The following is a 24,754-nucleotide window of genomic DNA, read 5'->3' on the forward strand; positions in this document are numbered from 1 at the left end:
CGCGCCGGAGGCGGACGCGCATCTGCGGATGTACCGGCCGTGGGGCTGGTACCAGCGCATCGACCTCGGCGAGCGCTTCCAGGTGAAGCGGATCCAGGTTGTGCCGGGCGGGCGGCTGTCGCTGCAGAAGCACTACCACCGGGCGGAGCACTGGGTGGTGGTGCGCGGCACCGCCGAGGTGACCATCGACGAGCGGGTGGTGCTGGTCCACGAGAACGAGGCGGTCTACCTGCCGATCGGCTCGATGCACCGGCTGGCCAACCCGGGCAAGATCCCGCTGGAGCTGATCGAGGTCCAGGTCGGCTCCTACACCGGCGAGGACGACATCATCCGCGTCGAGGACATCTACGGACGATAGCCGCCCGAGGCCGGACGCCCCTGCGACCCGATCACCCGCATGCACGTCCGGAACATGCGGCGGCCCCGATCGATAGCCTAGCGCGTGGCCGCTCCGGTGTGGCCGCGCCGCAGCGTCGGGGATACCGCATGAAGCACAAGCCGCTCCGCGAGCAGGTCATCGTGATCACCGGCGCCTCGTCGGGCATCGGCCTTGCCACGGCCCGGATGGCGGCCGCGCGCGGCGCCCGGGTGGTGCTGGCGGCGCGCAGCGGCGACGCCCTGGCGCGCATCCGGGCCGAGATCGAGGGCGTCGGCGGCAAGGCGATCGACGTCGTGGCCGATGTCGGCCGGCGGGCCGACGTTCAGGCAGTCGCCGACCGGGCCGCGGCCACCTTCGGCGGCTTCGACACCTGGGTGAACGTGGCGGGCGGCTCGATCTACGGCCGGCTGCGCGAGATCAGCGACGCCGACCACGAGCGCCTGATCCAGACGAATTTCTGGGGCACCGTCTACGGATCCCTGGTGGCGACCGAACATCTGCGGCAGCATGGCGGCGCCCTCATCAACGTCGGCAGCATCGCCTCGGACCTCGCCTTCCCCTACCAAGGCATGTACGCGGCCTCGAAACATGCCGTGAAGGGCTTCACCGATGCCCTGCGCATGGAGCTGATGGACGAGAATGCGCCGATCTCGGTGACGCTGATCAAGCCGGCCTCGATCGACACGCCCCTGCCTCAGCGGGCACGCAACTACATGGACCGCGAACCGAGCCTGCCGCCGCCGATCTACCCGCCTGGGGAGGTGGCGAACGCCATCCTGCACGCGGCCGTTCACCCGCAGCGCGACATCTTCGTCGGCGGGGCCGGCAAGGCTTTCGTGGTGGGGAAGGAATTCGCGCCCGGCGCCTACGACTATCTCGGCCCGGCGATCATCGCGCTGCAGAAGCGCAAGAGCGCGCCGCGCAACCCGGACGGCGCCCTGCACGCGCCGGTGGCGGCGGGCGAGATGCGGGGCGACCCGCCCGTCCCGGTCATGCGGACCAGCGCCTATACCCGCGCGACGCTGCATCCTCTTGCAGCGGCGGCCGGCCTCCTCGGCGTCGGCGCGGCCACGGCCTTCGCCGTGCTCGGCACGCCGTCTGGACGCCGGCGGCGCCTGTAAGCGTCCGTCGCGATGGAGACCCTGCCCGGCCCCACCCGGCCGGAGCAGGAACCGGCAGCCGATTCCCGGATCGTGCCGCCTCGGATCGTATCCCTGGCCGATGACCGGACGATCGCCTACGCTGAGACCGGTACGGGACCGGATCTCGCGGGGATCCACGGCACGCTGATGTACCTGGAGGACGTCTGGCTCGGTCCCGTCCGTTCGGCGGCAATGCCCTGTCCGCCCTGCTGGGCGCGCGCAGCGACCGGGCGCTCCTGCCGCTCCTGTGGAACGCGATGTTCTTCCCTGAGGCGATGCCGCTCCGCTTCGCCCGGGACTTTCCCTTCGATCGGGCTGGCCGCCCGGCGCAGATCACCGCGGAGGGTGAGGATGCGGGCTGGCTCTGGCCGGGGCTCACGCGCAGCGCCCTCGGCTATCGGTCACTGCGCCGGCCTGTCCACGTCCTGGGCGGCAGCGCCGATCTGGTGGTCAACACCACGCTGCACGGCCAGCGTGCGGCGAGCCTGATCCCCGGGGCGCGGTTCGAGCGCCTGCCGGCCGCCGGCCACATGTTCCACCACCTCTCCAGCCCTATGCGGTCGTGCGGGCGGCCCTAGCGGTGCGGTCGGAGGCCTGACAGGCCGATCGTTCAGGCTCGGCTCCCACGGATCAGCTTCCAGACCGCGGCGTCTGCGCGCCGTATCCGGAGGCCTCCGCCGAATGGTGGTTGTCGAGAGCGGGGCAGCCTCCGGCAGTTGGCGATGCCGGATCGCTGGTGGGCGGTGAGGGACTCGAACCCCCGACCCTCTCCGTGTAAAGGAGACGCTCTACCAACTGAGCTAACCGCCCGGCTGGCGACCGTTACGGCATAGCACCCGTCAGGTGCAAGGGTCCGTGTCTCGAACCGGCGTCAGGGATCGGCGAGCCGCGCCGCCAAAGCCGATGCCAAGCCGAGGCTCTCCATCGGTTCTGGGCTCGACCGGACCGACGCGGATGGGCCCGCCGCCGCCAAAACCGCGCGGGTTCCTGCCTCGACCGAGCAGATCAGGGGAACGGGCACCTGCGGAGCGATCCGCGCCGCCAGCCCCGCGAGACCGGCGCCCCCGAGAATGACCCGCTCGGCGCCGGACGCTGCGCAGGCGCGGCAGGCCTCGGCCAGGGTCGCCAGGGCCGCGCCCGGGTCGCGGGCGATGGCGCCGCCGCTCGGAGCCACCGTGTGGAGCGCCGCCAAGACCTCGGAGAGGCCGAGCGTGGCCACGAATTCCCGCAGCATCGGCTCCCAGGCCGCGCCCCCGGTAACGATACCGAAACGGCCGGCTGCGGCAGCCTCACGGCAGGCCGCTTCCGCCATGCCGACGACCGGCACCCGTGACAGCTCCCGCAGGGCGAGCAGACCCGGATCGCCGAAACAGGCCAGATAAACCGCGTCGCACCCGACTCCGTGCTCCGCCAGGGCGTCGAGGGCCGCGTGAGCCGCGATGGCCGCAGCGGCGCGGCTCGCGATGTAGCGGGCCCCGAAGCGGCCGGTGACGGCGCGCAGCTCCGCACGACCGCCGAGCTGTGCCTGGACAGACCCAGCGACGAGGTCCGTCACATGGGCGCTGGTATTCGGGTTGATCAGCAGGATGCGCATCCGGACCTCCGCGCATGAAAAAGCCCCCGGGGCTCAGGGCACCGGGGGCTCGTCTCAATCAGTCGGGCGGCTCAGTGCGCCACGAAGGCGGCGCCGTCCTCCTCGGTCCGGGCGGGCTTGGCCACCGGCAGCGGCTCCTCCCACTCGATCGCCTCGGGCTGGCGGACCAGCGCCTTCTCCAGCACCTGATCCATCCGCGAGACCGGGATGATCTCGAGCCCGTTCTTCACGCTGTCAGGCACCTCGGCGATGTCCTTGGCGTTCTCTTCGGGGATCAGCACCGTCTTGATGCCGCCGCGCAGCGCGGCGAGCAGCTTCTCCTTGAGGCCGCCGATCGGCAGGACCCGACCGCGGAGCGTCACCTCGCCGGTCATCGCGACGTCGCGGCGCACCGGGATCCCGGTCAGCGTCGAGATGATCGCGGTGGCCATGGCGATGCCGGCCGACGGACCATCCTTCGGGGTCGCCCCCTCCGGAACGTGGACGTGGATGTCGCGACGCTCGAAGAGCGGCGGCTCGATGCCGAAATCGATGGCCCGCGAGCGCACATAGGATGCGGCCGCCGAGATCGACTCCTTCATCACGTCCTTCAGGTTGCCGGTGACCGTCATCTTGCCCTTGCCGGGCATCATGACGCCCTCGATCGTCAGCAACTCGCCGCCGACCTCGGTCCAGGCCAGACCGGTGACCACACCGACCTGATCGTCCGCGTCGATCTCGCCGTAGCGGAACTTCGGCGGGCCGAGGAAGACCGGAAGGGTTTCCGGAGTCACCGCGACCGACTTGGTCTTGGTGATCAGGATCTCCTTCACCGCCTTGCGGATTAGGTTGGACAGCTCGCGCTCCAGGTTGCGGACGCCGGCCTCCCGCGTGTAGCGGCGGACCAGCATCATCAAGCCATCGTCGTCGATCGACCACTCGTGAGTCCCCAGCCCGTGCTTCTTCAGGGCGTTCGGGATCAGGTGCTTGCGCGCGATCTCGACCTTCTCCTCCTCGGTGTATCCGGCGATACGGATCACCTCCATCCGGTCCATGAGCGGGCCCGGGATGTTGAGGGTGTTGGCCGTAGTGACGAACATCACGTTCGAGAGGTCGTAATCCACCTCCAGGTAGTGGTCGTTGAAGGTGCTGTTCTGCTCAGGGTCGAGCACCTCGAGGAGCGCCGCCGACGGATCGCCGCGGAAGTCCATGCCCATCTTGTCGATCTCGTCGAGCAGGATGAGCGGGTTCGAGGTCTTGGCCTTGCGCATCGACTGAACGATCTTGCCGGGCATCGAGCCGATATAGGTCCGGCGGTGACCGCGGATCTCGGCCTCGTCCCGCACGCCGCCGAGCGACATGCGCACGAACTCGCGACCCGTCGCCTTGGCGATGGACTTGCCGAGCGAGGTCTTGCCGACGCCGGGGGGACCGACGAGGCACAGGATCGGGCCGGTGAGCTTGTTCGCGCGCTGCTGCACGGCGAGGTACTCGACGATCCGCTCCTTGACCTTGTCGAGACCGAAATGGTCCTCATCGAGAAGCGCCTGGGCGCCGAGCAGGTCCTTCTTGATCTTCGAGCGCTTGCCCCACGGGATGCCGAGCATCCAGTCGAGGTAGTTGCGCACGACGGTCGCCTCGGCCGACATCGGCGACATCTGGCGCAGCTTCTTCAGCTCGGCCGTCGCCTTGTCGCGAGCCTCCTTGGTGAACTTGGTCTTCTCGATCTTCTCTTCCAGCTCGGCCAACTCGTCGCGGCCATCCTCGGAGTCGCCCAGCTCCTTCTGGATCGCCTTCATCTGCTCGTTCAGGTAGTACTCGCGCTGGGTCTTCTCCATCTGCCGCTTGACGCGGGTCCGGATGCGCTTCTCCACCTGGAGCACGGAGATCTCGCTCTCCATCAGCGACAGCACGCGCTCGAGGCGCTGCGCCACCGTGGGCGTCTCCAGGATGCCCTGCTTGTCGGAGATCTTGACGAGCAGGTGCGAGCCGATCGTGTCGGCGAGCTTCGAGGGCTCGTCGATCTGGGTCACGGCGGAGACGACCTCGGGCGAGATCTTCTTGTTCAGCTTGACGTAGTTCTCGAACTCCGAGAGCACCGAGCGCGCGAGCGCCTCGGCCTCGACGCGGTCGCCGAGCTCGTCATGCAGGGCTTCCGCTGTGGCCTCGTAGTACTCGTCCGAGCGGGTGAAGCCCGTGACCTTGGCGCGGCCGACGCCCTCGACCAGCACCTTCACGGTGCCGTCGGGCAGCTTCAGCAGCTGGAGGACGGAGGCAAGGGTGCCGATCTTGTAGATCGCATCCGTCGCCGGATCGTCGTCACCCGCGTTGATCTGCGTGGCGAGCAGGATATGGCGGTCGGTGCGCACGGCCTCCTCGAGGGCGCGGATCGACTTCTCACGCCCCACGAACAGGGGCACGATCATGTGCGGGAAGACGACGATGTCGCGCAGAGGGAGGACGGCATAGGAGCCCGTCGTGCCCGGGACCACTGGCTGGCGCGATTTCGACTGTGACATGCTGACTTCCTCTCAGGGACGCCCGGGTTCGACGCCTCCATGCATGGGGCGCGCCTACAGCCAGGGGCCGACCGGGCCGCGAGGGTCGGGATTTCGCTAACTTTGCGGCTGGCGACGCGGACCGGACCTCGAAGGAGCGTGCGGCCACCGCGCTGAGCCTGAGGTGGCTGCGGGGTGCAGCGTTTTCAAGATGTTCCCCGCAGCGCGCCCGGCCTGAGCCGGGCGCTTAACGCAACCCTACCAAGCGCTTACGCGCTGACGCTGGCGGGCGCGTCCTTGTTGCGGTCGCCGTGGATGTAGAGCGGGCGCGATTTGCCCTCGACCACCTCCGGGCCAATGACAACCTGCTCCACGGACTCGAGGCCCGGCAGGTCGTACATCGTGTCGAGCAGGATCGTCTCCAGGATCGACCGCAGGCCGCGGGCGCCGGTCTTGCGCTCGATGGCCTTGCGGGCGACGAGCGACAGCGCGTCGTCCTGGAAGGTGAGGTCGACGTTCTCCATCTCGAACAGCCGCTGGTACTGCTTGACCAGGGCGTTCTTCGGCTCCTGCAGGATCTTCTTCAGCGCGGCCTCGTCGAGATCCTCGAGCGTCGCCAGGACCGGGAGACGGCCGACGAACTCAGGGATGAGACCGAACTTCAGAAGGTCCTCCGGCTCGACCGAGCGGAAGATCTCGCCGGTGCGGCGGTCGTCGGGGGCCTGCACGGTCGCGCCGAAGCCGATCGAGGTGCCCTTGCCGCGCTGCGAGATGATCCGCTCCAGCCCCGCGAAGGCGCCGCCGCAGATGAACAGGATGTTGGTGGTGTCGACCTGCAGGAATTCCTGCTGCGGGTGCTTCCGGCCGCCCTGGGGCGGGACGGAAGCGACCGTGCCCTCCATGATCTTCAGGAGCGCCTGCTGCACACCCTCGCCCGACACGTCGCGGGTGATCGACGGGTTGTCGGACTTACGGGAAATCTTGTCGATCTCGTCGATGTAGACGATGCCGCGCTGCGCCCGCTCGACGTTGTAGTCCGAGGCCTGGAGCAGCTTGAGGATGATGTTCTCGACGTCCTCACCAACATAGCCGGCTTCGGTGAGCGTCGTGGCGTCCGCCATGGTGAACGGCACGTCGAGGATCCGGGCGAGCGTCTGCGCGAGCAGGGTCTTGCCCGAGCCGGTCGGCCCGATCAGCATGATGTTGGACTTGGCCAGCTCGACGTCGTTGTGCTTCGTCGCGTGCGCGAGCCGCTTGTAGTGATTGTGCACCGCGACCGAGAGGACCTTCTTGGCGAAGTCCTGGCCGATGACGTAGTCATCGAGGACGCGGCGGATTTCCTTGGGGGTCGGCACGCCGTCGCGGCTCTTCACCAGCGAGGATTTCGACTCCTCGCGGATGATGTCCATGCACAGCTCGACGCACTCGTCGCAGATGAACACCGTCGGGCCGGCGATCAGCTTGCGGACCTCGTGCTGGCTCTTGCCGCAGAACGAGCAATACAGCGTGCTCTTCGAATCGTTGCCGCCAGTCTTGCTCATATCGGTCTCCGATTCCTCGCGTCCGCCGCCGGCTAGGGGCGCACGCGCATCGTTTAAATGTAGGGGGCCCGTTTAAAGAAACAGTGTGCTGCGCGCCTTTGACCGAAGGGCCCGGTCTCGGATGCAAACACGCTGCCGCGGCGGGATCAAGGCCACGCCGCGGCGGTCAGGGGTCGCGGGGCGCTCAGGCGGCCGCCGGTTCCGGGCGCTTCTCGATCACCTCGTCGATGAGGCCGAACTCCTTGGCCGCGTCGGCGGTCATGAAGTTGTCGCGCTCCAAAGCCGTGTGGATCGTGTCGTAGTCGCGGCCGGTATGCTTCACGTAGATCTCGTTCAGGCGCCGCTTCAGCGCCTCGATCTCGCGGGCGTGGATCAGGATGTCGGTCGCCTGCCCCTGGAAGCCCCCCGACGGCTGGTGGACCATGATCCGGGCGTTCGGCAGGGCGAAGCGGTGGCCGGGCTCGCCGGCGGTGAGCAGGAGCGAGCCCATCGAGGCGGCCTGGCCGACGCAGAGCGTCGTCACCGGGCAGCGGATGAACTGCATCGTGTCGTAGATCGACAGGCCGGAGGTGACCACGCCGCCGGGGGAGTTGATGTAGAAGGAGATTTCCTTCTTCGGATTCTCCGCCTCGAGGAACAGCAGCTGGGCCACGATCAGCGACGCGCCGTAATCCTCCACGGGGCCGGTGAGGAAGATGATGCGCTCGCGGAGCAGGCGGGAGTAGATGTCGAAGGCGCGCTCGCCGCGGCTCGATTGCTCGACGACCATCGGCACGAGCGCGTTGTTGTAGACGTCGATCGGATCTCTCATCTCGTCCTGCCCCGGAGTGAGGCCCGGGGCTGCCGCGAATCAGGGCAGCCCCGGGCATGTCAGCGAACACCGGCGATGCTTAACCATCGCCTAACCCTTGCCCGCCGTCCTGGGACAGAGCGGGACTCAGTCGGCCTTGGCTTCGGTCTTGGACTCGTCCTTGGCCTCGGCCTTGTCTGCCGGCTTCTCGCCGGTCGTGTCGTCGTCATCTTCGTCTGCGAAAAGCGCCTCTTTCGAGACGGGCTCCTCGACGAGTTTGACCTGCCCGAGGACGTGGTCGACGACCTTCTCCTCGAACAGGGGCGCGCGGAGTTCCGCGAGCGCCTGCGCATTCTTCCGGTAGAAGTCCCAGACCTGCTGCTCCTGGCCCGGGAACTGCCGGACCCGGGCGATGAGGGCCTGGTTCACCTCCTCGTCCGAGACCTTGATATCGGCGCTCTCGCCGACCTGCGCAAGCACGAGACCGAGACGGACGCGCCGTTCCGCGATCTTCCGGTACTCGGCCTGGGCCTTCTCCTCGGTGGTGTCCTCGTCCTCGAAGGTCTTGCCGCGGGTCTTGAGGTCCTGCTCGACCTGGGCCCACACGGCGGCGAATTCCTGCGCCACCAGGGACGGGGGCAGCTCGAAGGCGTACTTGCCGTCGAGCGCGTCGAGGAGATCCTTCTTGAGGCGGCGGCGCGTGGCGGCCTCGAAGTCGCGCCCGATCGCCTCCGACACGGCCTCGCGGAGCTTCTCCAGGGATTCCATGCCCATCGACTTGGCGAGTTCGTCGTCGATCTTGGCCTCGCCCGCCGCCTGGATCTTCGTGACGGTCACGTCGAACTCGGCATCCTTCCCGGCGAGGTTCTCGGCTCCGTAAGCTTCTGGGAAGGTCACCTTCACGAGCAGCTTGTCGCCGACCTTGGCGCCGACGAGCTGCTCCTCGAAGCCGGGGATGAACGAGCCGGAGCCGAGCTCCAGGTCGATGCCCTCGCCCTTGCCACCCTGGAACTCCTCTCCGTCGATGCGGCCGACGAAATCGATGGTCACCCGGTCGCCGCTCTGCGCCTCGGCGCCCTCGTCGCGCTCGGAGAACGGACGGCTCTGGCCGGCCATCCGCTCCAGCGCCTCGTTCACCTCCGCGTCGGACGGCTTGGCGACGCGCTTGGTCAGGCTGACGTCGGAAAGGTCGGCGAGCTCGAAGCTCGGCATCACCTCCAGGGCGACCTTGAAGGCGAGGTCGCCCTTGGCGTCGAGCGCCTTCTCGACCTCGGCCTGGTCGGTCGGGAACTCGACCTGCGGCTCCAGGGCGAGCTTGAGGCCGTTATCGGTGACGATCTGGCGGTTGGCCTCGTTGACGGCGTTCTGCACCACCTCGGCCATCACCGACCGGCCATAGACCTTGCGCAGGTGCGCGACCGGCACCTTGCCGGGGCGGAAGCCCTTGAGCTGCACCTTGTCCTTCATGCCGGACAGCTCGGTGGTCAGGCGCTCCTCGAGTTCCTGAGCGGCCAGCAGAACCTGAAACTCGCGCTTCAGCCCCTGGGCGTTGATCTCGGTCACCTGCATCGTCGTCGTCGCTCTTCAAAGAAACCTGGGGTCGCCGGCCGGACCGGCATCGTGCTCGCGCGGACCGGGATGCCGAGATGTCGGGTACGGGGCGGAGGGTCCCGATGGGACCGCAACCTCAGCAGACGTCCTGGTGCGGGCGGAGGGGCTCGAACCCCCACGTCTTGCGACACTGGAACCTAAATCCAGCGCGTCTACCAGTTCCGCCACGCCCGCGCGCGCCGACATCCGGCGCATCGCCGGCCGCCGGAAGCGCGCCCTATAGCATGGGCCGGCGGGCCCGCAGCAAAAAACTTGCCCCTGTGGCGCGGGAGCCCGCGCGCCGCTAAGGAGCGGACCCGTCGCGAGCCGCAGCCGAGATCCCATGCCGCCATCCCGCCCTGTGCCGCCGACCGATTCGCGCGCCGGTTCGCCGTCGCGCCGGACGCTTCTCGCCACGGCTGCCGCCTTCGGGCTGGTGCCGGACGGGGCGCGGGCCCAGGCTCCGGGCGCGACGCCGGCTGCCCCCGCCCCCGTGCCGCCCCCCGTACAACCGGACCCCGCCGCTCTTCCGGCAGCGCCCGGCACGGCGCGGTTCAGGCCGGAGCCAGCGCCCGAGACGCCGGTCTGGTGCTTCGACGGAAAGGCCCTGCCGCCCGTGATCCGGGTGAAGCTCGGGCAGGCGGTGCGGCTGAAGGTCGAGAACCGGACCGACAAGCCCCTGTCGCTGCACTGGCACGGCGTGCGCAACGTCAACGCCATGGACGGCGTCGGCGGGGTCACCCAGGCGCCGATCGCGCCGGGCGGCGAGTTCCTCTACGTCTTCACGCCGCCGGATGCCGGCTCCTATCTCATCCGGCCCCTCGTCGTCGGAGGGGCGAGCGAGCCCTCGGGCCGGGGCCTCGCCGGCATGCTGGTCGTCGAGGAGACGAGCCCGCCGGCCGTGGATGCCGATGTCAGCGTCGTCCTGCAGGATTGGCGGCTCCAGGATGACGGCACCCTGATGCCGTTCGGGCAGACGGCGCTCGCCGCCACGCATGGGCGCCTCGGCAACCTCGTCACGGTCAACGGCAAGTCCGTGCCGGGTGCCTTCGAGGCCCGTCCGGGTGCCCGCGTCCGCCTGCGCCTCGGCAATGCGTGCAATGCCCGGGCGACGCGCCTCCGCTTCGAGGGCGTGAAGGTCTACGTGGCGGCGGTCGACGGTCAGCCCACCGACACGTTCGAGCCGCTGCGGGCGACCCTCCCGTTTCCGCCCGGCACCCGTTACGACCTGATGGTCGACCTGCCGGAGGAGGAAGGCGCCCGATGCACGATCGAGGCGCTGGTCGGGAAGGGCCTGACGCTCGCGAGCGTCACCACCAAGGGCGCCCGGATCACCGAGAAGCGGCCGCCGATCGGGCCGATCGGCGAGAACAAGCGCCTGCCGGCCGAGATCAAGCTCCAGAACGCCCTGCGCCGCGACGTGGTGATCACCGGCGGCGCCTTCGTGCCGAAGACCAAGGACGGGGCCAAGGACGGGATCAAGGACGGCCCGGCTGCCGATCCGGTCTACACGGGCGATCCACAGAAGATCTGGTCGGTGAACGGCGCGAGCGGCGTCACGGGCCTGCAGCCGATCTTCTCGGTGAAGCGGGGCCAGGTCGTGGTCCTAGCCCTGCGCAACGAGACCGCCTTCCCGCAGGCCCTGCACCTGCACGGCCACTGCTTCCGCCTGCTCCACCCCCTCGACGACGGCTGGGAGCCCTACTGGCTCGACACGTTCCAGCTCCTGGAGGGCCGGACCGCCCGGATCGGCTTCCTGGCCGACAATCCGGGGCGCTGGCTGATCAGTGCCACCGTGCTGGAGCGGTTCGATACCGGCCTCTGGACCCTGTTCGAGGTTACCTGAGGACGACCTCAAGGAGGTCCCGCAGCACCGCCGGCATCAGCTCGGGGATGTCCTCCGCGATCAGGCCGGGGCCGTGGCGCAGGCCGGCATCGCCGTGCAGCCAGACGCCGGCGGCGGCGGCCTCGAAAGGTGGCATGCCCTGCGCCATCAGGCCGGCGATCAGGCCGCCGAGCACATCACCCGAACCTGCGGTGCCGAGATAGGGGCTGCTATGGTCGTTGATCGCCGCGCGCCCGTCCGGGCTGGCGATCACTGTATCGGCTCCCTTGAGGACCACGACGGCTCCGGTGAGCGCGGCCGCGACGCGGGTCCGCGCGACCTTGTCGGCGCCCTCCGCCGCCGCGCCCGTCTTCTCGAACAGCCGCGCGAACTCGCCGGCATGCGGCGTCAGCACGGCGCGGGCATCGCCATCCGCGAGATGGGCGGCGAGCAGCGGCGCTTGGCCCGCGAAGCTCGTCAGCGCGTCGGCGTCGAGGACGAGGCCGCGCCCGGCCGCCGCCGCCACCGCGACGCGCTCGCGGGTCGGCTCGCCGGTGCCGAGCCCCGGCCCCGCCAGGATCACGTTCAGGCGCTCGTCGGTGAGCAGGTCGTCGAGATCGTCGGCGCTCTCGCAGGGCCGCAGCATGATCGCCGTGAGGTGGGCGGCATTCTCGGCGAGCGCCGGGGCCGGTGACGCCACGGTCACGAGCCCGGCACCGACCCGCAGGGCACCGCGGGCGGCAAGCCGGGCCGCGCCGGTCTTGGTGGCCGGCCCCGACAGGACCAGGGCGTGGCCGCGGGTGTATTTGTGACTGGCCCCGGTGAGATGCGGGATGGCGCGGCCCCACAGTTCGGGGCCGTTCCGGAAGAGCGGCGCGCAGGCGGCCAGGCCGGCCTCCAGGGCCTCCGGCCCGGTCCCGATATCGGCCAGGCTGATCTGGCCGCAGAGGCTGCGCCCGGGCTCGAGCAGATGGCCCGGCTTGTAGGTCACGAAGGTCACGGTCTCCACCGCCCGGATCGCGGCGCCGCGCACCGCGCCAGTGTCGCCGTCGACCCCGCTCGGCACGTCGACGGCCAGCACCGGGAGCCCGGCGGCATTCACCGCCTCGACGAGCGCGCGGGCGGCTCCGTCGAGGTCGCGCGACAGCCCGGCCCCGAACAGAGCGTCGATCACGAGGTCGCAGGACGGGACCGCGCCGCTATCGGGCCGCTGGACAGGGCCCGTCCAGGCCTGGGCCGCGCGGGCGGCATCCCCCGTCAGCGCCGAGCGGTCGCCGAGGAGAAACAGCTCGACGCCGTAGCCGGCATCGGCCAGCAGGCGCGCGGCGACGAAGCCGTCGCCGCCGTTATTGCCCGGTCCGCACAGGACCACGGCCCGGCCCCCGGCCGGCAGCCGAGCCCGGGCGCGGCCGGCCACCGCGGCGCCGGCCGCCTCCATCAGCGCGATACCCGGTACCCCGCCCGCGATCGCCGCGGCATCGACCCGCTTCATCGCCGCGACCGTCAGCACCCGCATGTCCGTCTCCGCTTTTGCCCGCACACCGGTCAGCCTTGACTAAATCCGCGCCATAATACCGGGAAGCGCCCTAAGGATGTGCGTATAACGCACATGAAATAGGCACTATGGTCCGACACACCGCGAAAACGGCATGGCGGAGGCGTCACGAGGATGTTAGAAATGCCAGGCATTGCAGCGCAGGCCCGAGCGGCATGAAGAAGATCGAAGCGATCATCAAGCCTTTCAAGCTCGACGAGGTGAAGGAGGCGCTCCAGGAGGTCGGTCTCCAGGGCATCACCGTCATCGAGGCGAAGGGATTCGGCCGCCAGAAGGGCCATACGGAGCTCTACCGGGGCGCCGAATATGTGGTCGACTTCCTGCCTAAGGTGAAGCTGGAGATCGTCCTGTCCGATGCTCTGGTCGAGGGCGCCGTGGAGGCGATCCGCAAGTCGGCCCAGACTGGTCGTATCGGCGACGGCAAGATCTTCGTCTCGACGATCGAGGAGGCGATCCGCATCCGCACCGGTGAGACCGGCACGGACGCGATCTGACGACCGTCTTTCCGCGGCTCAGGGGCCGCCGGCAGGCTCATCCCTCGTCATCTGCCTAAGATTTCGCACTGCGCGAATGTCCGGCATCGGCGCGTTCTGCCCTGGAGCGCCGTCGTCCGCACCCCACATCATTGGGAACGGCCGGCCTGATCGGCCGCTTGAACCCGATGTAGGAGGATGTGCGATGGCCGACACGGACCCGCGCGCGAGCGCCAAGATCTACGATCTGTCCGCGTTCCGGCGCGCACGCGGGATTGCCCGGACCGCTCCGGACGCGAAGCCCGCACCCGTTCCGAGCTTTGGCGGCGGCGCGTGGTACCACGAGGCCGCGATCCGCGAGGACGAGCGTCCGCGCCGGTCCTGAAGCGGGCGACCCTGCGCCCGAACCCGGACACCGCCCCGTCCTCCCGGGGCCGCACAGCGTCGCCCGGGATCCAGACGCGGAGACAGGCTGGATCCTTGCACGCATAGCGGTTCCGGGTCGCGCGCCACCGGCGTGCCATTCCGGTTCGGGGCTTGCCTGCGGCGCCCCGGAATGAGGGCGCTGATCGCAGAGGCCCTGTCGGAACCAGGCCCTTCCCTGGTCCCGGAAACGATGAAGCCGGACCCGAGGGCCCGGCTTCGTCGGTTCTGTCTGGAAGCCTGACGCTCCCCGTCGCGTCTTACGCGGCTGCGGCGGCCTCGGTCGGCACGGAAGCGATCGTCTTCAGCACCTGCGAGGCGATCTGGTAGGGGTCGCCCTGGGAGTTCGGGCGGCGGTCCTCAAGGTAGCCCTTGTAGCCGTTGTTGACGAAGGAATGCGGCACGCGGATCGAGGCGCCGCGGTCGGCCACGCCGTACGAGAACTCGTGGATCGAGGCGGTCTCGTGCTTGCCGGTCAGGCGCATGTGGTTGTCCGGACCGTAGACGGCGATGTGCTCCTCACGGGCGTTCTTGAACGCCTCCATGAGCTTCTCGAAATAGGCCTTGCCGCCGTGCTCGCGCATGAACGCGGTCGAGAAGTTGCAGTGCATGCCCGACCCGTTCCAGTCGGTGTCGCCGAGCGGCTTGCAGTGGTACTCGACGTCGATGCCGTACTTCTCGCAGAGGCGCTGCAGGAGGTAGCGGGCCATCCACATCTCGTCGGCGGCCTTCTTGGAGCCCTTGCCGAAGATCTGGAACTCCCACTGGCCCTTGGCCACCTCGGCGTTGATGCCCTCGTGGTTGATGCCGGCATCGAGGCAGAGGTCGAGGTGCTCCTCGACGATCTTGCGGGCGACGTCGCCGACATTCGAGTAGCCGACGCCGGTGTAGTATGGGCCCTGCGGCGCCGGGTAGCCGGAGGCCGGGAAGCCGAGCGGGCGGCCGTCCTTGTACAGGAAATACTCCTGCTCGAAGCCGAACCAGGCGCCGGCATCGTCCAGGATGGTCGCGCGCTTGTTGGACTCGTGCGGGGTCACGCCGTCCGGCATCATCACTTCGCACATCACCAGCACGCCGTTCTTCCGGGCCGGATCGGGGAAATGGCGCACGGGCTTCAGCATGCAGTCGGAGCTGCCGCCCTCGGCCTGCTTGGTGGACGAGCCGTCGAAGCCCCACATCGGGAGCTGCTCGAGGGTCGGGAAGCTGTCGAATTCCTTGATCTGCGTCTTACCGCGGAGGTTCGGGGTCGGCGTGTACCCGTCGAGCCATATGTACTCGAGCTTATATTTGGTCATTCCGGTTCTCTCGTCCGTATCGATGCGCGACCTGGGCAACCCGGGAAGACGCGAACGGCTTGCCGCCTCGTCGACGGCTGCGGCCGCCTTCGCATGGATCGTGCCAGAGGGGCCATTGCCGGAGAACAACGCTGCCCTAGAAACGGGATTGCGCGATCACGCTTGCGAGATCGCGCAAACTCGCGGGTCGATCGTTCTATCCGACAGCCGATTCCGGTGCCCGGCGGGTGGCAAGGCACGCCCGCGCCGGATATCAAGCCCCGCTTGCCGGTGCACGCGACCGCGTGCGGGTGCGCCCCGAGAGACGATTTGAAAGATCCCTGGAGGATGCCCACGATGACCACTGCGGCCGAGGTGCTGAAGACGATCCGGGACAACGACGTGCGCTACGTGGACTTCCGGTTCACCGACCCACGCGGCAAGTGGCAGCACGTCACGTTCGACGTGTCGCTCATCGACGAGGAGATCTTCGACGAGGGCACCATGTTCGACGGCTCCTCGATTGCCGGCTGGAAGGCGATCAACGAGTCCGACATGCTGCTGATGCCGGACCCCGTGACCGCCACCCTGGACCCGTTCTTCTCCGCCGCGACCATGTCGATCGTGTGCGACGTGCTGGAGCCGGCGACCGGCGAGCCATACGGCCGCGACCCTCGCGGCACCGCCAAGCGCGCCGAAGCCTACTTGCAGCAGACCGGCATCGGCGACACGATCTATGTCGGGCCCGAGGCCGAGTTCTTCGTGTTCGACGACGTGAAGTTCGCTGCCGACCCCTACCGCACCGGCTTCGAGCTCGATTCCACCGAGCTGCCGACCAACGGCTTCACCGATTACGAGGGCGGCAACCTCGGCCACCGGGTCCAGACCAAGGGCGGCTACTTCCCGGTCCCGCCGCAGGATTCGGCCCAGGACATGCGCGGCGAGATGCTGGCCGCCATGCAGTCGATGGGTGTGAAGGTCGAGAAGCATCACCACGAGGTGGCCTCGGCCCAGCACGAGCTCGGCATGAAGTTCGACACGCTGACCCTGCTCGCCGACCACATGCAGATCTACAAGTACTGCATCCACAACGTCGCGCAGAGCTACGGCAAGTCCGCGACCTTCATGCCCAAGCCCGTCTACGGCGACAACGGCTCGGGCATGCACGTCCACCAGTCGATCTGGAAGGACGGCAAGCCGGTCTTCGCGGGCGACAAGTATGCCGGCCTGTCCCAGGAGTGCCTCTGGTACATCGGCGGCATCATCAAGCACGCCAAGGCGCTCAACGCCTTCACCAACCCGTCCACCAACTCGTACAAGCGTCTGGTGCCGGGCTACGAGGCGCCGGTGCTGCTCGCCTACTCGGCGCGCAACCGTTCGGCCTCCTGCCGCATCCCGTGGACCAAGAGCCCGAAGGCCAAGCGCGTGGAGGTCCGCTTCCCCGACCCGATGGCGAACCCCTACCTCGCCTTCTCGGCGCTGCTGATGGCCGGCCTCGACGGCATCCGCAACAAGATCGACCCGGGCCCGGCCATGGACAAGGATCTCTACGAGCTGCCGCCGCGGGAGCTGAAGAAGATCCCGACCGTCTGCGGGTCGCTCCGCGAGGCGCTGAACAGCCTCGACAAGGACCGCGCCTTCCTCAAGGAGGGCGGCGTGTTCTCGGACGACCAGATCGACTCGTTCATCGAGCTGAAGATGACCGAGGTGCTGCGCTACGAGATGACCCCGCACCCGATCGAGTTCGTGCAGTACTACTCGCTGTGAGGTGAGAGCGGCCGGGCCCGGTGCCCGGCCCGGCGCCCTCTCCGGGCCGGGGCCTCTCGCGGGGCCCCGGCCTTTTTCTTGGGGACGTTCCGGCACCATCCAACTTCTCCTGATCCGAGGCGCGCCCGTCAGGACGGGTGCCGGGTCGGGATCCGCGCGGTCCGGGGAATGCCCGACGGCCGGCCGCGGAGGCGCAAGCGGTCACACGGATCCTGCCCGATGCTCACCCTCGATCACCTTGTCGTCGTCGCGCCCGATCTCGCGGAGGGCGTGGCGCATGTCCGGGACTGCCTCGGCCTCGCCATGCCGGAGGGGGGCCGCCACCGCGAGATGGGCACGCGCAACCACCTTCTCCGCCTCGGCGATGCCCTGTTCCTGGAGGTGATCGCCGTCGATCCCGACGCGCCGCCGCCGTCCCGCACCCGCTGGTTCGGCCTCGGCGACGCCGCGCGGGTGCGGGCAGACTGGGATTCGGGACGGCGGCTGCGCGGCTTCGTCGCCCGCACGGACGATCTCGACAGCGTTCTCACCGCCCACGGCGCGCTCCTCGGCGCGGCGGCCACCATGACCCGCGGCGACCTGTCCTGGCGCTTCGCCCTGCCCCCGGACGGGGGATGGCCGGCGGACGGTGCTGCGCCCTGTGCGATGGCCTGGGGACCGGCCGGCAATCCCGCCCGGACGATGCCAGATCTGGGAGCCCGTCTCGCGGCGGTGGAGCTGGCGCATCCGGATCCCGATGGCGTGGGCGCGCTCCATGCGCGGCTGGGCCTCGGCGACCCGCCGCGCCTCGCACGGGGCACCCTCCCCCGGTTCACGGCCCGCATCACGACGCCGTCGGGCATCCGGACGCTGACCTGAATGCGACGGACCCTCCTCGCCGGCCTGATCGGGTGGGTGACCGGCGAGGAGGGACTGGCCGGGACTCGGAAGCACCGGCGACCACAACCTACCAGCGACACATCGCGGTGCGGTGACAGGAAAGTCTCACTCGGCACCGGAAGTGCGCAGGCTCCTCCGCCTCAGGTGTGCGCGAAGATGTCGGTTTCGGGCCAGCCCTCGAGGTCGAGCCGGGCCCGGGTCGGCAGGAAGGCGAAACAGGCGGCCGCGAGGTCGGTGCGGCCCTCCCGGGCCAGCATGGTGTCGAGCCGCGCCCGGGCCGCGTGGAGGTGGAGGACGTCCGAGGCCGCGTAATCGAGCTGGGCCTGCGACAGACTCTCGGCCCCCCAGTCGGAGGATTGCTGCTGCTTCGACAGGTCGACGCCGACGAGTTCGCGGACAACGTCCTTCAGGCCGTGCCGATCGGTGTAGGTCCGCGCGAGCTTCGAGGCGATCTTGGTGCAGTAGACCGGGCTCGGCATCACCCCGAGCGCCTTGTACAGGACCGCCACGTCGAACCGCGCGAAGTGGAAGATCTTCAGGATCCCGGGATCGGCCAGGACCCGCTTGAGAACGACCGGCTCCGGCCCATCTTGCGGGATCTGGACCACGTCGGCCGTGCCGTCGCCGGTGGAGAGCTGCACGACACAGAGGCGGTCCCGGTGCGGGTTGAGCCCGAGGGTCTCGGTGTCGATGGCCACCGCCCGGCCCGCAGCGTAATCGGCGGGCAGCTCGCCGCGGTGGAGACGGACGGTGGGGCTCGGCATCGTTCTCGGACCTTGCGGGGTTTTTCGGCCGGTAGCATCGGGGCCAAGGGCCGGCAAGCCGCGGACGAGTCGCGCGGACGGGACGGACAGGGAGCTGGACATGACGGCAGCCGAGGTGATCGCGACCCTGGGGCTGGAGCCCCATCCCGAGGGCGGGCATTACCGCGAGACGTTCCGCGATCCCCGCAACGTCGACGGGCGCTCGGTCGGCACCGCAATCTACTTCCTGCTGGATCTCGGCGAGGTCTCCGCGTGGCACCGGGTCGACGCCACCGAGATCTGGCACTGGCACGCCGGCGCGCCGCTCGTGATCACCACGAGCCCGAACGGGCACGACGCCACCGCCCGGCATCTCGGGCCGGATCTCGCCGCCGGCCAGCGCCCGCAATGCGTCGTGCCGGCGGGCCATTGGCAGACGGCCACCAGCCTCGGGGCGTGGACGCTCGTCGGTTGCACGGTCTCACCGGGCTTCGAGTTCTCAGGGTTCGAGATGGCGCCGCCGGATTGGCGGCCGACGCCGCGGCGTTAGCCTCGCTTCGACCCCGTCCGCGAAGCCTGCACCGCCGTGAGCGCGCCTGCGACGATGAGCAGGCAGGCGACCGCCAGGGTGGGGCTCGGGCTGGCATAGCCCGATGCCACCAGGATCAGCGTCGAGAGGACCGGCGCCGCGTAGGCCGTGACACCGAGGAGTCGGACGTCGCCGCGCTTGCAGCCGATATCCCAGAGGTAGAAGGCCGCCCCCACGGGTCCGAGACCGAGCAGAAGCACCGCGCCCCATTGCACCGCATCGGCCGGCCAGACCGTCGCCTCGAAGGCCAGATGGCACGCGAGGCTGAGTGCCGCCGTGGCGAGGCAGAACCCCGCAACCGCGTCCGTCGGCACCTGCCCGACCCGGGCCGAGAGCACCGAATATCCGGCCCAGACGAAGGCCGCCGTCAGGGAGGCCGCGTAGCCCGGCAGCGCGCCCGCCTCGAAGGCGAGATCGCCCCGTCCGGCGAACAGGGCCGCGACGCCGGCGAGGCCCAGGACGGCCCCGGCGAGATGGCCCGGGCGCAGCCCGCCCGAGCCCGGCAGGCGGGCGGAGAGCAGGACGATCAGCAGCGGCCAGAGGTAGTTGATCAGCCCGGCCTCGGCGGGGGGCGCAAGGCGCAGGGCGCTGAAGTAGAGGGCGTGGTAGCCGAACAGGCCCCCGACCCCGAGCAGCCAGACCGGCCAGGGCTGGATCAGCGCGCGGGCACGGCCCGGCCGGGCGATCCACGTGACGCAGCCGCAGAGGCCACCGATCAGGAAGGTCAGGGCGGCAAGCTGAAACGGCGGCACCGTGCCGGAGGCGGCGGTGAACAGGGCGAGCAGCGACCACAGCAGAATCGCGCCGAAGCCCGCGACTGTGGCGCTCGCGCTCCGCGGGCGCAGGGTGAAGATCGATGCAGGCGCGCTCATGGCCTGCGGCTATCATGCGGCTTCCGAGTCGGCGAGACCGGGGTCATGGCCCTGTCATCGCCGCGCTCTACCGGCGACCTGGAACGGGAGGTTCGCGATGCGTGCGATCATGATCGGGCTGGCGCTGCTGCTGGGCACGGGCCCCGGCCTCGCCGGCGAGGCCGCCCAGCTCGGGCCCCGGCCCTTCTACCTCGTCGACCAGCTGAAGCCGGGGCCACTGAAGGACAAGCTCGCCGCCTGCGGGATCGACCGGACCTACACGCCCAGGACCTTCTCGATCTCGCACCGGGGCGCGCCGCTGATGTTCCCGGAGCATACGAGGGAGGGGCTGCGCGCCGCGGACCGGATGGGCGCCGGGATCATCGAGTGCGATGTCGCCTTCACCAAGGACCGCCAGCTCGTCTGCCGGCACAGCCAGTGCGACCTGCACACGACCACCGACATCCTGGCCCGGCCCGAACTTGCGGCAAAATGCACGCAGGGCTTCACGCCGGCCGACGCGGCCACCGGCCGCAAGGCCTCGGCCAAGTGCTGCACCAGCGACCTGACGCTCGACGAGTTCAAATCGCTGAACGGGAAGATGGACGCGGCCGATCCGGATGCGACAAGCGTCTCGGCCTACATGAACGCGACCCCGCGCTGGCGCACCGATCTCTACGCCGGCAGCGGCACGCTGATGTCCCACAAGGAGTATATCGCGCTGGTGAAGGAGATGGGGCGGAAGTTCACCCCCGAGCTGAAAGCACCGCAGGTCGCGATGCCGTTCCAGGGCACCTACACGCAGGACATGTACGCCCAGCAGCTGATCGACGAATACAAGGAGGCGGGGATCCCGGCCTCCGACGTCTATCCCCAGAGCTTCCAGCTGCGCGACATCCTCTACTGGCTCGAGAAGGACCCGGGTTTCGGCCGGCAGGCGATCTTCCTCGACGATCGCGACGAGACCGCGAAGGGCTTCGACCCGGAGAAGCCCGCCACCTGGCAGCCCGGCATGGCCGAGCTGGCGCAGAAGGGCGTGAAGATCCTGGCACCGCCGCTCTGGATGCTGGTCCGGCCGGGGGCGGACGGGACGATCGAGCCCTCGACCTACGCGCGGGAGGCGAAGAAGGCCGGGCTGGGGCTGATCGCGTGGTCCCTGGAGCGCTCGGGTCCCCTGAAGGGCGGCGGCGGATATTATTATCAGTCGATCAAGCCGGTGGTGACCGGCGACGGCGACATCCTGCGGCTGCTCGACGTGCTGCACGGTCAGGTCGGTGTGCTGGGCGTCTTCTCCGATTGGCCCGCAACCACGACCTTCTACGCCAATTGCGTCGGTGCGCCTTAGGAAGACGGCTCAGTCGGCCCACAGGGCCACGAGAGAGAAGATGCCCGCCATCATGAAATTGACGATGAGGAAGCCGGTGATGATCAGGGCAAGCGTCATGGTTGGTGTCTCGGCGTGATGGATCAGCAGGGCCGGCGGCCTCTCGGGGCGCCGCCGCTTTTGGGTGGCTCAGTACGGGAACAGCAGCAGGACGAGATAACCCAGATGGCCGAAATCGAGCGGCTTCCATCCGAACCGTCTCTGAAGCGGTAAGTAAACCACGCACTGAACGGCGGCGCTGCCAAGCATCGCGATGAAGAACCACCGCCAATCCTGCGTAACCATCCCGATCGTGGCCGCAAACATCGCCGTCGTGGCGAAGATGAATTTGCTCGCATTTCCCGGGACTTTCGTGGTGACGTCCGACATCGTCTTCTCTCCTGATCGGGGTCAGCGGGCGCGACAGTTCGGGCCGTACCAAGTCATGGTCCGGCGATCCATGCCGCCATCGGACGACGCGCCACACACGGGGAAGCGGGGATCGCCGCTCCGCTGCAGGCTGGCGATCTTGTAGAGATCCTGCCGCGCCTCGCGGCGACGGTTCTGCTCAGCGAGCTGCGCCTGCCAGTACAGATTGGTGTTGGCCTGGGCGACGGCGCGCTGCTGATGCAGGCCCATCATGCACTCGGCAAAGGCGTCGGTGCCGGGCTCGAAGCCGAAGGCGTAGCACTGGTTCTGATCGATCGCGTGCCGCTCCTGCGGCGTGACGCAGGCGGCGAGCCCCAGAACACAGGCCGCAGCGAGGCCAAGCTTGGCGACGGCGGACAGCCTGCGGCCGCGCGAATTCTCGACACGGCCATTCGGTACCGCCACATCGCGCGAAGAACAGATCTGGTTCTTGCCGATAAACTGAACGCCGAATTTACCGTGAAACCAGTTGTTCATGACGATCGGGGCCTCGGACTTCTATCGGCCGGACTATCCCTGCGCCGATGGAAGGAGACCTATACGAGGCCGCTCGAATTGTTCGTGTCTCAGAGCACGTGGCCAGTCAGGTCGATCACTGCCCGCAATGCCCGTTATCCCTGCATCCTCCGAGCTCACGGGCCGGGAAGGACTTCCGTCAGGCTTGCCGGGCTGGCGCGCTTGAGCCCGCGGACGCAGCCGGCCCGACAGACCCGCAGGATCTGCGCGGGGGCGTCCGGCGCTCCGTGGATCGGCGGGCGCGGCCGCCGGGGCAGCTCCACGCGGCCGGCATAGCCGGCATCGGGCGGGAGATCGGCCGGCCGCGCAGGGACCTCGGCCGTGTGGCGGGCACGCCGGCTGCGGCCGGCGTGCCCGACGGCGATCAGACGAAGTGCTGGCCGCCGTTGATGGTCAGCGTCGAGCCGTTCACGAAGCCGGCCTCGTCGCTGGCGAGATACTCGACCGCATGGGCAATCTCGTCGGCCTCACCGAGCCGGCCGGTCGGGATCGTCGAGATGATCTTGTTGCGGATCTCCTCAGGCACCGCCATCACCATCTCGGTGGCGATGTAGCCCGGCGCGATCACGTTGACGGTGATGCCCTTCGCGGCGCTCTCCTGAGCCAGAGCCTTGGCGAAGCCGATCACGCCGGCTTTGGCGGCCGAGTAGTTGGTCTGCCCGGCCTGGCCCTTCTGGCCATTGATCGACGAGATGATGATGATGCGCCCGAAGTTGCGGCTGCGCATGCCCTCGATCAGCGGCCGCGTGCAGGTGAACATCGAATCGAGATTGGTCTTGATGACCGCCTGCCACTTGTCGAAGGTCATCTTGTGGAAGGCGCCGTCGCGGGTGATGCCGGCATTGTTGACCAGCACCTCGATCGGGCCGAGTTCGGCCTCGATCGCCTTGATGCCGGCCTCGCAGCTCGCGAGATCACCCACGTCGAACTTGAAGACCGGGATGCCGGTCTCGGCCTTGAAGGCGTTGGCCGCCTCGTCGTTGCCGGCGTAATTGGCGGCGACCTTGTAGCCCTTGTCCTTGAGCCGCTTCGAGATCGCCGCGCCGATGCCGCGGGTGCCGCCCGTCACGAGGGCGACGCGTCCTTGAGCCATTGTTTCCTCCTGTTCGCATCACTTGATGCCGCGTGCGGATGGCGTCCGCACGCGATTTTTTCTGACTTCGGCCTTAAGTCTATGTTGTGAGCCGATACTGACGTGACAGACCGATCAGGTCCGTTCGACACACATCGCCACGCCCATGCCGCCGCCGATGCAGAGGGTGGCGAGGCCCTTCTTGGCATCGCGCCGCTTCATCTCGTGCAGCAGGGTAACGAGGACGCGCGCGCCCGAGGCACCGATCGGGTGGCCGATGGCGATGGCGCCGCCATTGACGTTCACCTTCGCGTCATCCCAGCCCATTTCCTTGTTCACCGCCAGCGCCTGGGCCGCGAAGGCCTCGTTGGCCTCGATCAGGTCGAGGTCGGACGGCTTCCAGCCAGCCTTCTCCAGGGCCTTGCGGGAGGCGGGAATCGGGCCGGTGCCCATCACCTTCGGATCGACGCCCGCGGTCGCCCAGGACTTGATCTTGGCGAGTGGGGTGAGGCCGCGGCGCTCGGCTTCCGAGGCCGACATCAGAACGAGAGCGGCGGCACCGTCGTTGAGGCCCGAGGCGTTGGCGGCCGTCACGGTGCCGTCCTTGGCGAAGGCCGGCTTCAGCTTGGCCATCGCCTCCATGGTGGCGCCGTCGCGGATGTACTCGTCGCTGTCGACGACCGTGTCGCCCTTCTTGCCGGGCACGGTGACGGGGACGATCTCGTCCTTGAACCGGCCCTCCTTGCGGGCGGCCTCGGCCTTGTTCTGCGAGCGGGTCGCGAACTGGTCCTGCTGCTCACGGGTGAGCTGGAAGGCCTGGGCGACGTTCTCGGCGGTCTGACCCATGTGGTAGCCGTTGAAGGCGTCCCAGAGCCCGTCCTTGATCATGGTGTCGACGAGCTTGACGTCGCCCATCTTCTGCCCGCCGCGCAGGTACTGCGCGTGCGGCGACAGGGACATCGACTCCTGACCGCCGGCCACGATGACCTTTGCGTCGCCGTTGGCGATCTGCTGCATGCCGATCGCGACCGTGCGCAGCCCCGAGCCGCAGACCTGGTTGAGGCCCCAGGCGGTCGCCTTCTCGGGGATGCCGGCCTTGATCGCGGCCTGACGGGCGGGGTTCTGGCCGGCGCCTGCGGTGAGGACCTGGCCGAAGATCACCTCGTCCACCTCATCGGGCGACACCTTGGCCCGCTCCAGGGCGGCCTTGATTGCGGTCGCGCCGAGTTCGTGGGCCGGCACCGCCCCGAAGGCGCCGCCGAACGAGCCGACCGGCGTGCGCGCGGCCCCGACGATGACGATCTCTTCGCTGCCTGCCATGTGAACGTTCTCCTCTCGCGAGCCGGCGCGCCTTCCACGTCCCGGGCGCGCTCTGTGCCGGCCCTGGGATGAAGGGCTTGAGGTGGGCGAAGTCAAGGTTGTGCATCCGGGCGCCAAAACGCGCCGATGACGCGAACGCGAGACTGAAATGGCGCAACCGCC

At 68.9% G+C, this 24,754-nt stretch carries 23 protein-coding genes and 2 tRNA genes; 10 read left to right on the forward strand and 15 right to left on the reverse strand.

Features of this window, described 5'->3' with window-relative positions; translation table 11 throughout:
* The 3 genes from CIW48_RS02115 to CIW48_RS33775 all read left to right on the forward strand — a co-directional run.
* Window positions 1-358 (forward strand): cupin domain-containing protein (locus tag CIW48_RS02115; protein WP_149308660.1); only part of this gene is annotated, 358 nt, incomplete at its 5' end.
* A gap of 128 nt (window positions 359-486) precedes the next feature.
* Window positions 487-1,500, forward strand: coding sequence for an SDR family oxidoreductase (locus tag CIW48_RS02120; RefSeq protein ID WP_149308662.1), 1,014 nt, complete (start codon window positions 487-489; stop codon window positions 1,498-1,500).
* A 278-nt stretch (window positions 1,501-1,778) separates the two neighbouring features.
* Window positions 1,779-2,099 carry a hypothetical protein gene (locus CIW48_RS33775; protein ID WP_246695098.1) on the forward strand — a complete coding sequence of 107 codons (321 nt, stop codon included), beginning with the start codon at window positions 1,779-1,781 and terminating at the stop codon, window positions 2,097-2,099.
* A gap of 156 nt (window positions 2,100-2,255) precedes the next feature.
* Here the strand turns inward: CIW48_RS33775 and CIW48_RS02130 are convergent.
* The 7 genes from CIW48_RS02130 to CIW48_RS02160 form a co-directional block, all read right to left on the reverse strand.
* Window positions 2,256-2,331 (reverse strand) — tRNA-Val (locus CIW48_RS02130).
* Window positions 2,332-2,392: 61 nt separating this feature from the next.
* Entirely contained in the window at window positions 2,393-3,115 is a 723-nt protein-coding gene (locus CIW48_RS02135) for an aspartate/glutamate racemase family protein (RefSeq protein ID WP_149308664.1), read from the reverse strand.
* A gap of 71 nt (window positions 3,116-3,186) precedes the next feature.
* Window positions 3,187-5,613, reverse strand: a complete 2,427-nt coding sequence (gene lon / locus CIW48_RS02140; RefSeq protein ID WP_149308666.1) for an endopeptidase La — start codon at window positions 5,611-5,613, stop codon at window positions 3,187-3,189.
* A 248-nt stretch (window positions 5,614-5,861) separates the two neighbouring features.
* On the reverse strand, window positions 5,862-7,133 hold the full coding sequence (clpX, locus tag CIW48_RS02145) for an ATP-dependent Clp protease ATP-binding subunit ClpX (protein WP_091712519.1): 1,272 nt from the start codon (window positions 7,131-7,133) through the stop codon (window positions 5,862-5,864).
* A gap of 184 nt (window positions 7,134-7,317) precedes the next feature.
* Window positions 7,318-7,944, reverse strand: coding sequence for an ATP-dependent Clp protease proteolytic subunit (locus CIW48_RS02150; protein ID WP_012322036.1), 627 nt, complete (start codon window positions 7,942-7,944; stop codon window positions 7,318-7,320).
* Between the two features lie 126 nt (window positions 7,945-8,070).
* Entirely contained in the window at window positions 8,071-9,492 is a 1,422-nt protein-coding gene (gene tig, locus CIW48_RS02155) for a trigger factor (RefSeq protein WP_149308668.1), read from the reverse strand.
* A gap of 131 nt (window positions 9,493-9,623) precedes the next feature.
* Window positions 9,624-9,708, reverse strand: a tRNA-Leu gene (locus CIW48_RS02160).
* A 148-nt stretch (window positions 9,709-9,856) separates the two neighbouring features.
* On the opposite strand from CIW48_RS02160, the gene CIW48_RS02165 reads away from it, so the two are divergent.
* Entirely contained in the window at window positions 9,857-11,359 is a 1,503-nt protein-coding gene (locus tag CIW48_RS02165) for a multicopper oxidase family protein (RefSeq protein ID WP_149308670.1), read from the forward strand.
* On the opposite strand, the gene CIW48_RS02170 is transcribed toward CIW48_RS02165, so the two are convergent.
* Window positions 11,352-12,854: an NAD(P)H-hydrate dehydratase gene (locus CIW48_RS02170; protein WP_149308672.1), complete on the reverse strand. Its 1,503-nt coding sequence runs from the start codon at window positions 12,852-12,854 to the stop codon at window positions 11,352-11,354. The genes CIW48_RS02165 and CIW48_RS02170 overlap by 8 nt on opposite strands.
* Before the next feature lie 194 nt (window positions 12,855-13,048).
* Between CIW48_RS02170 and CIW48_RS02175 the strand changes: the two genes are divergently transcribed.
* Together CIW48_RS02175 and CIW48_RS02180 are read left to right on the forward strand one after the other, a co-directional pair.
* Window positions 13,049-13,387 carry a P-II family nitrogen regulator gene (locus CIW48_RS02175; protein WP_003600526.1) on the forward strand — a complete coding sequence of 113 codons (339 nt, stop codon included), beginning with the start codon at window positions 13,049-13,051 and terminating at the stop codon, window positions 13,385-13,387.
* Window positions 13,388-13,571: 184 nt separating this feature from the next.
* Window positions 13,572-13,751: a DUF2735 domain-containing protein gene (locus CIW48_RS02180; RefSeq protein ID WP_149308674.1), complete on the forward strand. Its 180-nt coding sequence runs from the start codon at window positions 13,572-13,574 to the stop codon at window positions 13,749-13,751.
* 298 nt (window positions 13,752-14,049) lie between these two features.
* Here the strand turns inward: CIW48_RS02180 and CIW48_RS02185 are convergent, their stop codons facing one another.
* Entirely contained in the window at window positions 14,050-15,084 is a 1,035-nt protein-coding gene (locus CIW48_RS02185; RefSeq protein WP_012322031.1) for a glutamine synthetase beta-grasp domain-containing protein, read from the reverse strand.
* A 336-nt stretch (window positions 15,085-15,420) separates the two neighbouring features.
* Here CIW48_RS02185 and glnA point away from each other — a divergent pair, with 336 nt between their 5' ends.
* A complete protein-coding gene (gene glnA, locus CIW48_RS02190) occupies window positions 15,421-16,830 on the forward strand; it encodes a type I glutamate--ammonia ligase (protein WP_149308676.1) in 1,410 nt (469 codons plus the stop codon).
* 219 nt (window positions 16,831-17,049) lie between these two features.
* Window positions 17,050-17,688 (forward strand): VOC family protein, encoded by a 639-nt coding sequence (locus tag CIW48_RS02195; RefSeq protein ID WP_149308678.1) that lies wholly within the window; start codon window positions 17,050-17,052, stop codon window positions 17,686-17,688.
* 161 nt (window positions 17,689-17,849) lie between these two features.
* On the opposite strand, the gene CIW48_RS02200 is transcribed toward CIW48_RS02195, so the two are convergent.
* Window positions 17,850-18,473 (reverse strand): ribonuclease D, encoded by a 624-nt coding sequence (locus CIW48_RS02200; RefSeq protein WP_149308680.1) that lies wholly within the window; start codon window positions 18,471-18,473, stop codon window positions 17,850-17,852.
* A gap of 100 nt (window positions 18,474-18,573) precedes the next feature.
* Here CIW48_RS02200 and CIW48_RS02205 point away from each other — a divergent pair, with 100 nt between their 5' ends.
* Window positions 18,574-19,002 carry a cupin domain-containing protein gene (locus tag CIW48_RS02205; RefSeq protein WP_091774812.1) on the forward strand — a complete coding sequence of 143 codons (429 nt, stop codon included), beginning with the start codon at window positions 18,574-18,576 and terminating at the stop codon, window positions 19,000-19,002.
* Here the strand turns inward: CIW48_RS02205 and CIW48_RS02210 are convergent.
* A complete protein-coding gene (locus CIW48_RS02210) occupies window positions 18,999-19,913 on the reverse strand; it encodes an EamA family transporter (protein ID WP_149308682.1) in 915 nt (304 codons plus the stop codon). The genes CIW48_RS02205 and CIW48_RS02210 overlap by 4 nt on opposite strands.
* A 97-nt stretch (window positions 19,914-20,010) precedes the next feature.
* Between CIW48_RS02210 and CIW48_RS02215 the strand changes: the two genes are divergently transcribed.
* A complete protein-coding gene (locus CIW48_RS02215) occupies window positions 20,011-21,237 on the forward strand; it encodes a glycerophosphodiester phosphodiesterase family protein (RefSeq protein ID WP_149308684.1) in 1,227 nt (408 codons plus the stop codon).
* A gap of 168 nt (window positions 21,238-21,405) precedes the next feature.
* On the opposite strand, the gene CIW48_RS02220 is transcribed toward CIW48_RS02215, so the two are convergent.
* The 4 genes from CIW48_RS02220 to CIW48_RS02235 form a co-directional block, all read right to left on the reverse strand.
* Complete coding sequence (locus tag CIW48_RS02220) at window positions 21,406-21,645, reverse strand: hypothetical protein (protein ID WP_149308686.1); 240 nt, start codon at window positions 21,643-21,645, stop codon at window positions 21,406-21,408.
* A 21-nt stretch (window positions 21,646-21,666) separates the two neighbouring features.
* Window positions 21,667-22,161 carry a hypothetical protein gene (locus tag CIW48_RS02225; RefSeq protein WP_149308688.1) on the reverse strand — a complete coding sequence of 165 codons (495 nt, stop codon included), beginning with the start codon at window positions 22,159-22,161 and terminating at the stop codon, window positions 21,667-21,669.
* A 403-nt stretch (window positions 22,162-22,564) separates the two neighbouring features.
* The gene (gene phbB / locus CIW48_RS02230; RefSeq protein ID WP_149308690.1) at window positions 22,565-23,293 is read right to left on the reverse strand and encodes an acetoacetyl-CoA reductase; all 729 of its coding nucleotides are present in this window, start codon (window positions 23,291-23,293) and stop codon (window positions 22,565-22,567) included.
* A gap of 114 nt (window positions 23,294-23,407) precedes the next feature.
* Window positions 23,408-24,592 carry an acetyl-CoA C-acetyltransferase gene (locus CIW48_RS02235; RefSeq protein ID WP_149308692.1) on the reverse strand — a complete coding sequence of 395 codons (1,185 nt, stop codon included), beginning with the start codon at window positions 24,590-24,592 and terminating at the stop codon, window positions 23,408-23,410.
* Window positions 24,593-24,754: the final 162 nt, after the last annotated feature.

The sequence above is a fragment of the Methylobacterium sp. P1-11 genome, from assembly GCF_008329595.1.
Classification (GTDB): domain Bacteria; phylum Pseudomonadota; class Alphaproteobacteria; order Rhizobiales; family Beijerinckiaceae; genus Methylobacterium.